The sequence below is a fragment of the Pseudomonas sp. NPDC089530 genome (assembly GCF_050280705.1).
Taxonomy (GTDB): Bacteria; Pseudomonadota; Gammaproteobacteria; order Pseudomonadales; family Pseudomonadaceae; genus Aquipseudomonas.
Genome location: NZ_JBNNVU010000073.1, coordinates 17,665 through 27,990 on the forward strand (window position 1 = coordinate 17,665; position 10,326 = coordinate 27,990).

Below are 10,326 nucleotides of genomic sequence, written 5' to 3' on the forward strand. Positions count from 1 at the left end.
TAGGAGCGAAGGCGCGGTTACAGCAGGCTGATCGGGTAGCTGACGATCAGGCGGTTCTCGTCGAACTCGTTGGTGCTGAAGTCGCGGCGTATCGTCGAGTTGCGCCATTTGAGGTTGAGGTCCTTGAGGGCGCCGCTTTGCACGGTGTAGCCCAGTTCGCTCTCGCGTCCCCATTCCTTGCCGTCGGTGATGGTGCCGGTGTGCACGTTGTCGCCCTTGATGTAGCGGTTCATCAGGGTCAGGCCGGGAATGCCGAGGGCGGCGAAGTTGTAGTCGTGGCGCAACTGCCAGGAGCGTTCCTGGGCGTTGTCGTAGCTGGCGTTGTAGCTGTCGTTGGCCAGGGTGCCGCCGCTGGTGCCGTTGACGCGCATCCAGGCGTTGTCGCCGATGAGTTTCTGCAGGCCGACGTAGAAGGTGTGGCCGCCGTACCGGGCCGAAAACAGGCCCGACCAGGTCTTGTTGTCCAGCTCGCCGGCGCGGGCGCTGCCGTCGTCCTTGCCGTAGAAGAAGCCGATGTTGGCGCCCAGGGTCCAGTCGCCCAGCGGCTGGCTGTGGGTCAGGTTGAGGTACTGCTGGCGGTAGATGTCCTTGAGCTGGGCGTTCCACAGGCCGATCTGAGTACGTTTGTCGTTGAAGCTGTATTCGCCGCCCTGGAAGTTGAAGCGGTCGGAGGTGAAGGCCGCTTTGCCGGTCATCGACATGTCGCTCATGCTGCTGTCGTCCCGCGGGCTGTTGGCGCGGAACTGGCCGCCGTAGAGGGTCAGGCCGGCGATTTCCTTCGAGGTGATCTGTCCGCCGCGGAAGGTCTGGGGCAGGGAGCGGCCATCGTCCGAACGCAGGATCGGCAGCACCGGCATCCATTCGCCGACCTTCACCTCGGTCTGTGACACGCGGGCCTTGAACGCCACGCCCAGGCGACCGAAGTTGTCGGCCGGGCGCCCATCGTGATCCAGCGGCAGCAGTTGGGTGCCGCCGGTGCCCTTGCCGCCATCGAGTTTCAGCGAGTACAGCCCCAGCAGGTCCATGCCGAAGCCGACGGTGCCCTGGGTAAAGCCGGACCTGGCGTCGAGGATGAAGCTCTGGGTCCACTCTTCGGCCTTGCCCTGGGCCTTGTTCGGGTTAGTGAAGTTGCGGTTGATATAGAAGTTGCGCAGGTTCAGGTTGGCCTTGGCGTCTTCGAGAAAACCCGACTCCTCGGCCGCCGCGGGCAAGGCAGCGCCGGCCAGTGCCAGGGCGATCAGACTGGGAAATGCATAGGGCGCGGTGGACGCTTTCATGGGCTCAGGACTCTCTGCTTTCTAATTGTTGGGGATGCAGCGGTACGCAGCCGCAACCAGGGGTTGCAGACAAAAAATCGGGCAAACGAACGGGTGGGGATCAGCTGGAAGGGGCAGGGCGGGTGGTCATGGGGGCGAACCTGTTGTTATTGGTTTTGTCGGTGCGGGCAATGGTGAGGGGGATCGGCGCGGCGATTCAATTGGGGGAACCGGGTTCTGGGCGATTATCGAACGTTAATCGAGTGGAATGCTGTTCTGACGGCACTAAGATATTTTCAGGTAAATCCCGTAGTTATCCGCGGTAATAATCGCCGGCCCATGCAGTGTTCTATAAATGACGCGGCTTATAGAGTTGGAAGTGTTTATTGTTATGCTTGTGGTCACTGTTTCGGTTTTTTATTCGTTAATGAACTTTTGACAATCGCCAGTTTAACTTAAGAATTGGTGTTAGTGCTTATCGTGAAAAGGTTTAACCGGCGCGGACTTGTGGCTGGCAAAGAAAACCGGTGTTGCTATATTCAACACTCTCAGGGCGGGCCAGGGAAGTTCAATGCCCCCGTCAGGAGTTATTTTCATGTGGGAACAACAAGGAGAAATACCATGGGCGCAAGAGTAAATCAGGAGCGTCTCGCTTCGGTCGTAGGTCGCGCACTTCTCGATAAGGGGTTCGCCGAACAATTGCATAAAGATCCTCAGGCCGCCGCCAAGGGCATCGGTGTGCACTTGAGCGAAACCGAACTTACGGCAGTCAAGAACATTGATTCTGCCAAGTTGGGAACTGCCGGCGCGGGCATTCGCGACAAACTCGGCAATGCTGCGATTTTCGATACCCAGCAGCAACAAGTACAGGCACGTATGGATTGATCGCCGCCGCTGCCGTTTGGCGTGCCATGGACCGCCGGTGGGTTTCCGTGGTGCGCCAAATGGCCGATGCGCGATCTGGATGCAGCCTCTGCACAGGGAGTGAATCAGCCATGCCTGTCACCTTGACGCCGATGGACGATGCCGACTTCGTGACGTTCGCCGCCAGAGCTGTCGCCGAATATGGCCAGGGCATGGTCGCCGCGGGTGAATGGGGGCAAGCAGAGGCGGCGCAGAGGTCCAGGGCGGTCTTTGAACAGTTGCTGCCCCAGGGGCGGCTGACCGAGGGCAACCAACTCTGGGTCATCAGTGACGAAGGGCGGCGCGCCGGTGAGTTGTGGATCGCCCGGCGGCAAGTGGGTTCAGGCCCGATCGCGTTCATCCTGGATATCTACATCGAGCCCGGCGAGCGTCGCCGCGGGCTGGCCAGGCAGGCGCTGCTGGCGGTCGAGTCCTGGGCGCGCCAGGCGGGATGCGAAGAGGTGCGCCTGCATGTCTTCGGCGCCAACGCCGCGGCCCGTCGTCTTTATGAACAACTCGGTTATGGCGTTGCCAGCCTGACGATGGCGAAGCCGTTGCCGCCTGCCTGAAGGGAAGGTTGAAAAAATGGATATCGGGAACCATGGGCAACATGACTCGACTGTCGACTATCTGTTCCAGGACACGACATTTCTCCCGGATACGGAGCCTTCACGCTTCGAACTGTTGTTGCAACTTTCCAGTCGAAGTCGCTATACGGTATTTACTGTGCTCTATGCCGAGTTATTTAAACTTTTTTCCGCGTTGCCGCATTTATCCGAGTTCTTCGAGCAGGCGGCAGATCTTATAGTGCTGCCGCAAAAAGAGCAGTATCCGATTATCAATGATCCGGTGTTTCAAGTCTGGAGCGGACTGGCATTTCATCACGCGAACCGGGTCTTTACCGAAAAGGCGGAGAATACCCAGACCCTGGAAGAAGTTCTGCTCGAGTTCCCGGAAATGCTGTTGCGGATTGAGGCGAAGAGCAAGTTGCAGGGGTTTCATGATTATCCGCCGGTCTACCGATTCGATATCGATCCGTTGATCATGCAAGCGACGCCACCCAGTTACGAATTTCCGGAAGATGAGAGCGTACGCAAGGAGTTGTTGCGTGCCGGTGTTTCCACGCATTTCTTCAGCGAGGTGGTGCATGTTGCCCTATCGCGCATAGAGCAGACCTGGCCCGCCTGTCGCGACTATGTTCAACAACTGGTCAAGGCCATCTGTTATTTGCCCGATGGTACGTTTCGAAGTTGTTCGGCCTCCCGTTATACCGGGGTCATCCTGTTGGCGAACCGGGACGACTCGATACTCGACCTGGAAGAGTCCCTGGTGCATGAGGCGACCCACCAACTGTTGTACAACGTGGTCGAGGTGTGCCCGGTGACCGTGGAAGGCGCCTCCCGGGACGCTTCGTTCAGCCTGCCGTGGTCGGGCCAGAAGCGCGACCTTTATGGCTATTTCCATGCGTTCTACGTGTATATCGCCCTGGTCAAATACATGGAGCGGGTGCGCTCGCGGCCGTCCGATGAGGTGCAGCGGGCGCAAAAACGCCTGGCCTTCATCCTGCGGGGGCTGATCCGCGCCTTGCCGGACCTGGAGGCCAGCGACGACTTCACGCCCCATGGCCGCCAACTGCTGGACAACCTGGCCAGGGAAGTGCGGGCCCTGGCGAGCAAACACACCGGCTTGCTGGCCAAGGCTGCGCCGTTGCCGGAGCAGGTCCTGGGCGCGACCGCTTGAGCCGGGGAGGCGATCATGACGATCTTCGATGCGTCGCTGTTCCCGGAGGCAGGGGTAGGGCTGGAGTACCATTTGCCGCGGCGTGGCACTGCGGATGACGGGCTCGATCCGACGCTCGAGCGGATTCTCGCGCAAGGCCTGCCGTATTTCGATTACCTCGAATTTCAGCCGACCCACTGCATTTACCAGCCGCGGCTGTCCGACCTTGGCGCGCGGACCCCGAGCCTGCTGCATTCCTCCAGCCTGTCCCTGGGCAGCGTGGGCATCGCCATGGACCGCGAATTCCTGAACCTGACCCGGCGCCTGTGCGAGCAGACCCGTTCGCCCTGGCTGGCCGAGCATATTTCCTGGTCGCGTTTTCACGGTGGCGACACCCAGCACTTCATCCTGCCGACCCTGGCCCAGGAAGTGGCCGACACGGTGGTGGCCAATGCCATCGAGTTGCAGGCGCACACGGACACGCTGCTGGTGCTGGAGAACGCGCCCCGTCTGTTTTCCGTGCCCGATGCCCAGGAACTGCCGGAAGGCGAGTTCATCTCACGGGTGGTGGAGCGCAGTGGCGCGGGCTTTCTGCTGGACCTGGACAGCGCCCTCGCGACCGCCCGCTCCCTGGGGTACGAGCGCAACGACTATCTGCGGTCGCTGCCCCTGGACCGGCTGATTGAAATCCATATCGGCCATCCGCGGCGGGACTGGGACATCCTGCGGGAGTTGTGCGCGCGCTCCCCGGTGAGGGCGATCACCCTGGAGTGGGACATTTCCCGCCGGGACGATGACGCTGAGCTGTCGGTGTTGATCAGGGACCTCAAGGCCCTCAAGCCCAGAACCCTGTTCTGGCAGGGGCGGGCCCGGCAGGAGACGAGCGAGGCGCCAGTGCAGGACGCGGGAACCTTGCTGACACTCAGGGCCGATACCTGGCTCAGCATCGGTGACTCATCCTTTGTGATCCGCGATCGGCGGCAGGGCCTGAGCCTGGAGTTCGGCTTGGGGCGCCTGCCGTTGCTGCGCCATTTCCTGAGCCCCCAGACCCTGGAAAGCGCCTTGCTGTTGCCGGGTGTCCTGCAGGGACCGGAACAGGACGATAACCTGGCCTTCCTCGCCACCCTGGTCCGCCAGGGGGTGTTGCTGCCCGCCCTCCAGTCCGAGACCGACACCGAGAACAAACAGCCGCTCAGGCACTGGGCCCAGTGGGAGGCGGCGCTGGAGTTTTACCTGAGCACCCGGACCGTCGCTCATACGCCCTATATCAGCGTCGCGGAACTGGAGTCGCAGCTTGAGCAAAAGGCCGTGGCGCAGCGCCAGCCGTCGGCCTTCAAGGACTATCTGTCGCATCCGTTCATTGCCCTGGAAAACCCGCTGCTCATGGCCGACGAGGACATGCCTCGGACGGCCCTGCTGGATGTGCTCTGCAGTCGCCGTACGTCGCGGCGCTTCAAGTCGCAGCCGCTGAGCCCGGCGCAGTTGTCGCGGTTGCTCTACTACACCTGGGGGGCGACCACCATGGAGCGCAACCGCATGGGCGACTACTTCCTGAAGAAGACCTCGCCGGCGGGCGGTTCGCTGCAGGCCATCGAGGTCTATGCGCTGTTGATGAATGTGCAGGGGTTCGAGCGTGGCCTTTACCACTATTCGGTGCGGCGCCACGGCCTCGAGCTGCTTTCCCTGGAGGACCCGTGCACCTGGATCGGCGAGGCGTGTGGCGGGCAGCCCTGGATCAGGGACGCGGCGGCGGTGTTCGTGTCCACGGCCCGGATCGAGCGGCTGGCCTGGAAGTACCCCTTCAGCCGGGCGCTGCGGGTGGCGCTGATGGATGCCGGGCACCTGAGCCAGAGCTTTTCCTTGCTGGCCACGGCCCTGGGCCTGGGATGCTTTACCACCGCGGCGTTGCGCGACGAGATCTTCGAGAACCGCCTGGGGCTCGATTATCTGCAGGAACCGGTGTTCCTGCTCAACGGCGTCGGCGGGTGAGGGGACCGGGCGGCTTTGGCCACGGCCAACAAAAAGCCCACCAGGAGGTGGGCTTTTGTTTTCACGACAGGATCAGAACAGTTTCAGCTTCGGCGCTTCTTCCTTCAGCGGCGCGTACTGTGCGGTCTGCTCGTTCCAGCCACCGCCCAGGGCCTTGTACAGGTTGACCGCGCTGGTCAGCTGCGCGAGGCGGTCGGTGATCAGTGCCTGTTGGGCGCTGAACAGCTGACGCTGGGCATCGAGGAAGGTCAGGTTGCTATCGACACCAATACGGTAGCGACGCTCGGCCAGGCGGTAGTAGTCCTGGTTGGCGCTGACGAAATCCCGTTGCGCCTGCAACTGATCGGTGTAGGTCTGGCGTGCGGCCAGGCCGTCGGCGACTTCCTGGAAGGCGGTCTGGATGGACTTCTCGTAGTTCGCCACGCCGATGTCCTTCTGGATCTTGGCGGCGTCGAGGCTGGCGCGCAGGCTGCCGGCGTTGAAGATCGGCAGGTTGATCTGCGGCTGGAACAGCCAGGTGCCCGAACCGCCCTTGAACAGGCCGGACAGGTCCGGGCTCAGGCTGCCCGCGTTGGCGGTCAGGCTGATGCTCGGGAAGAACGCCGCGCGCGCCGCGCCGATATTGGCGTTGGCGGCCTTCAGGTTGTACTCGGCCTGAAGGATGTCCGGACGGCGTTGCAGCAGGTCCGACGGCAGGCCGGCCGGCACGTCGGCGAGCAGGTCGTCGGAGAGCGGCTTGGCCCCTTGCAGGTTGCCCGGGATACCGGTGCCGAGCAGCAGGGTCAGGCTGTTTTCGTCCTGGGCGACCTGGCGGGTGTAGCGCGCCAGTTGGGCCCGGGCGTTTTCCACCGAGGTGCGCGACTGCGCCAGGTCCAGTGCCGAGGCGACCCCCACTTCGTTGCTGCGGCTGGTCAGCTTGTAGCTTTCCTCGAAGGCGGAGAGGGTTTCCTGAGTCAGCTTCAGCAGCTCCTTGTCGGCCTGCCAGGTCAGGTAGGCGTTGGCCACGCTGGCCACCAGGCTGATCTGGGTGCTGCGGCGCGCTTCTTCGGTGGCGAAGTACTGTTGCAGTGCTTGTTCGCTCAGGCTGCGCACCCGACCGAACAGGTCGAGTTCGTAGGCGCTGATGCCGACGGTGGCCGAGTACTGGCTGGCGATGGCCGACTCACCGGTCTGGGACATCCGTGCCGGCGTGCGCTGGCGGCTGCCGCTGGCGTTGGCCGAAACCGCCGGGAACAGGTCGGCGCGCTGGATACGGTACTGCGCCGCGTAAGCGTCGATGTTCAGGGCCGCGACCCGCAGGTCGCGGTTGTTTTCCAGGGCGACCTGGATCAGTTGCTGCAGGGCCGGGTCGCGGAAGAACTGCTTCCAGCCCTGCTCGGCGGCGGCCTGGGCCGGTGCCTGGGCCGACGAGTACGCCGGGCCTTGGGGGTATTGCGCCGCGACCGGCGCTTCCGGCTGCTGATAATCGGGGATCAGCGAGCAACCACTCAGCACGGCGACGGTGATTGCGAGGGAAAGTAGCGACTTGCTCATTGGCTAGCCCCTTCAGGAGTTTCAGTGGTTTGCGCCTCGTCCACGCTACGGCGGCCCATGGCGGACACGGTCACGAAGAACAGAGGTACCCAGAATATCGCCAGGACAGTCGCGGTCAGCATACCGCCGATGACCCCGGTACCGATCGCATGCTGGCTGCCCGAGCCTGCGCCGGTGGAGATGGCCAGCGGTACCACGCCGAGCACGAAGGCCAGGGAGGTCATGATGATCGGGCGCAGACGCATGCGGCAGGCTTCGATCGCCGAGTCCACCAGGCTGCGACCCTGTTCGTGCAGTTCCTTGGCGAACTCGACGATCAGAATGGCGTTTTTCGCCGCCAGACCGATGGTCACCAACAGACCCACCTGGAAGTACACGTCGTTGGACAGGCCGCGCAGGCTGGTGGCCAGCAGCGCACCGATGATCCCCAGCGGCACCACCAGCATGACCGCGATCGGAATCGACCAGCTTTCATACAGCGCTGCCAGACACAGGAACACCATCAGCAGGGACAAGGCGTACAGCGCCGGTGCCTGGGAGCCCGACAGACGTTCCTCGTAGGACAGGCCGGTCCAGGAGATACCGACACCAGCCGGCAGTTTCTTGGCGATGGCTTCGACTTCGGCCATGGCCTCACCGGTACTGTAGCCAGGGGCCGGCGCACCGAGGACTTCCACCGCTTCCACGCCGTTGTAACGGGCCAGTTTCGGCGAACCGTAGATCCACGTGCCCTTGGCGAAGGAGGAGAACGGCACCATGGTCCCGGCGCTATTGCGCACGTACCACTTCTTCAGGTCTTCCGGACTCATGCGAGCGCCGGGCTGACCCTGGATGTACACCTTCTTCACCCGACCGCGGTCGATGAAGTCGTTGACGTAGCTACTGCCCAGGGCAATCGACAGGGTGTTGTTGATGTCGGAGATGGTCACGCCCAGGGCGCTGGCCTTCTCGTCGTCGATTTCCAGCTGGTACTGCGGCTCGTCGTTCAGGCCGTTCGGACGCACCTGGGACAGCACCTTGCTCTGGGCCGCCATGCCGAGGAACTGGTTGCGCGCTTGCATCAATTTCTCGTGGCCGATACCGGCGCGGTCCTGCAGGAACACGTCGAAACCGGTGGCGTTACCCAGCTCCAGTACCGCCGGCGGGGCGAAGGCGAACACCATCGCGTCGCGGAAGCTGAAGAAGTGTTGCTGGGCGCGGGCTGCCAGGTTGAACACGCTGTTTTCGGCAGAGCGTTCGTCCCAAGGCTTGAGCATGATGAACGCCATACCCGAACTCTGGCCGCGACCGGCGAAGTTGAAGCCGTTCACGGTAAACACCGAGGCCACGGTGTCCTTTTCCTTGTCCAGCAGGTAGGCGCGCATTTCATCGACCACCACCTGGGTCCGCTCGGCACTGGAGCCGGCTGGGGTCTGTACCTGGGCGAACAGGACGCCCTGGTCTTCTTCCGGCAGGAACGCGGTCGGGATGCGGCTGAACAGCCAGATCATGCCGACCACGATCAGCACGTAGGCCAGCAGGTACGGGACCTTGTTGCGCAGGATATTGCCCACGCCACGCTCGTAGCTTTTCACGCTGCGGTCGAAGGTGCGGTTGAACCAGCCGAAGAAGCCGCGTTTCTCGTGGACGTGTTCGCCCTTGGGAACCGCCTTGAGCATGGTGGCGCACAGGGCCGGGGTGAAGATCAGGGCCACCAGTACCGACAGGGCCATGGCCGAGACCACGGTGATCGAGAACTGGCGGTAGATCACGCCGGTGGAACCGCTGAAGAACGCCATCGGCAGCAGTACCGCCGACAGCACCAGGGCGATACCGACCAGGGCGCCCTGGATCTGGCCCATGGAGCGCTTGGTGGCTTCCTTGGGCGACAGGCCTTCCTCGTGCATCACCCGCTCGACGTTTTCCACCACGACGATGGCGTCGTCCACCAGCAAGCCGATGGCCAGCACCATGCCGAACATGGTCAGGGTGTTGATGCTGAAACCGGCGGCCGCGAGGATGCCGAAGGTACCCAGCAACACCACCGGAACGGTCATGGTGGTGATGACGGTGGCGCGGAAGTTCTGCAGGAACAGGAACATCACCAGGAACACCAGTACGATCGCCTCGACCAGGGTTTCAACCACGCCCTTGATCGATTCGGTCACCACCGGGGTGGTGTCGTACGGGAAGACCACCTTCATGCCTTCCGGAAAGAACGGCTCCAGGTCGTTGATGGTCTTGCGCAGGGCCTTGGCGGTGTCCAGGGCGTTGGCGCCGTTGGCCAGTTTCACGGCCAGGCCGGAAGCCGGGGCACCGTTGAACTGGGCGCTGACGGAGTAGTTTTCACCCCCCAGGCCGACTTCCGCGACATCACCCAGACGTACTTGCGAGCCGTCCGAATTGACCTTCAGCAGGATCGCCTTGAACTGCTCGGCGGTCTGCAGGCGGGTCTTGCCGATGATGGTGGCGTTCAGTTGCTGGCCCGGCAGGGCTGGCAAACCGCCGATCTGGCCGGACGACACCTGGACGTTCTGCGCCGCGACCGCGGTTTTCACATCCACTGGAGTCAGGTTGTAGTTGTTCAGCTTGGCCGGGTCGAGCCAGATACGCATGGCGTACTGGGCACCGAACACCTGGAAGTCGCCCACGCCCGCGGTCCGCGAGATCGGGTCCTGCATGTTGGACACGATGTAGTTCGAGAGGTCGTCCTTGGTCATGCTGCCGTCTTCGGACACCACACCGATCACCAGCAGGAAGTTCTTCACCGCCTTGGTCACGCGGATACCCTGTTGCTGCACTTCTTGCGGCAGCAGCGGGGTGGCCAGGTTCAGCTTGTTCTGGACCTGGACCTGCGCGGTGTCCGTCAACGAGCGCATTTCGCCCCTGCTCTGGCAGGACGGCAAGCCGGCACAGTCCTGCGAGCTGATTCACTGATTCATCGATT

6 protein-coding genes and 1 pseudogene are annotated in these 10,326 nt (G+C 62.7%); 4 read left to right on the forward strand and 3 right to left on the reverse strand.

Annotated elements, in window-relative coordinates; translation table 11 throughout:
* Positions 1–17: 17 nt before the first annotated feature.
* Positions 18–1,277 carry an OprD family porin gene (locus ACQKQA_RS22690; protein WP_427562671.1) on the reverse strand — a complete coding sequence of 420 codons (1,260 nt, stop codon included), beginning with the start codon at positions 1,275–1,277 and terminating at the stop codon, positions 18–20.
* A 600-nt stretch (positions 1,278–1,877) separates the two neighbouring features.
* Here ACQKQA_RS22690 and ACQKQA_RS22695 point away from each other — a divergent pair.
* The 4 genes from ACQKQA_RS22695 to ACQKQA_RS22710 all read left to right on the forward strand — a co-directional run bounded on the left by ACQKQA_RS22695 (position 1,878) and on the right by ACQKQA_RS22710 (position 5,867).
* A complete protein-coding gene (locus ACQKQA_RS22695) occupies positions 1,878–2,141 on the forward strand; it encodes an Os1348 family RiPP precursor (protein WP_427562673.1) in 264 nt (87 codons plus the stop codon).
* A 110-nt stretch (positions 2,142–2,251) separates the two neighbouring features.
* Positions 2,252–2,728 (forward strand): GNAT family N-acetyltransferase, encoded by a 477-nt coding sequence (locus tag ACQKQA_RS22700; RefSeq protein WP_427562676.1) that lies wholly within the window; start codon positions 2,252–2,254, stop codon positions 2,726–2,728.
* A 16-nt stretch (positions 2,729–2,744) separates the two neighbouring features.
* On the forward strand, positions 2,745–3,899 hold the full coding sequence (locus ACQKQA_RS22705; RefSeq protein ID WP_427562679.1) for an aKG-HExxH-type peptide beta-hydroxylase: 1,155 nt from the start codon (positions 2,745–2,747) through the stop codon (positions 3,897–3,899).
* 15 nt (positions 3,900–3,914) lie between these two features.
* Positions 3,915–5,867, forward strand: coding sequence for a DUF692 family multinuclear iron-containing protein (locus ACQKQA_RS22710; protein ID WP_427562682.1), 1,953 nt, complete (start codon positions 3,915–3,917; stop codon positions 5,865–5,867).
* Positions 5,868–5,939: 72 nt separating this feature from the next.
* Here the strand turns inward: ACQKQA_RS22710 and emhC are convergent, their stop codons facing one another.
* Positions 5,940–7,400 (reverse strand): efflux RND transporter outer membrane subunit EmhC, encoded by a 1,461-nt coding sequence (emhC, locus tag ACQKQA_RS22715; RefSeq protein WP_427562685.1) that lies wholly within the window; start codon positions 7,398–7,400, stop codon positions 5,940–5,942.
* Positions 7,397–10,243, reverse strand: a pseudogene (locus tag ACQKQA_RS22720) (efflux RND transporter permease subunit); the annotation flags it as partial. The pseudogene ACQKQA_RS22720 and the gene emhC, both read right to left, overlap by 4 nt.
* Positions 10,244–10,326: the final 83 nt, after the last annotated feature.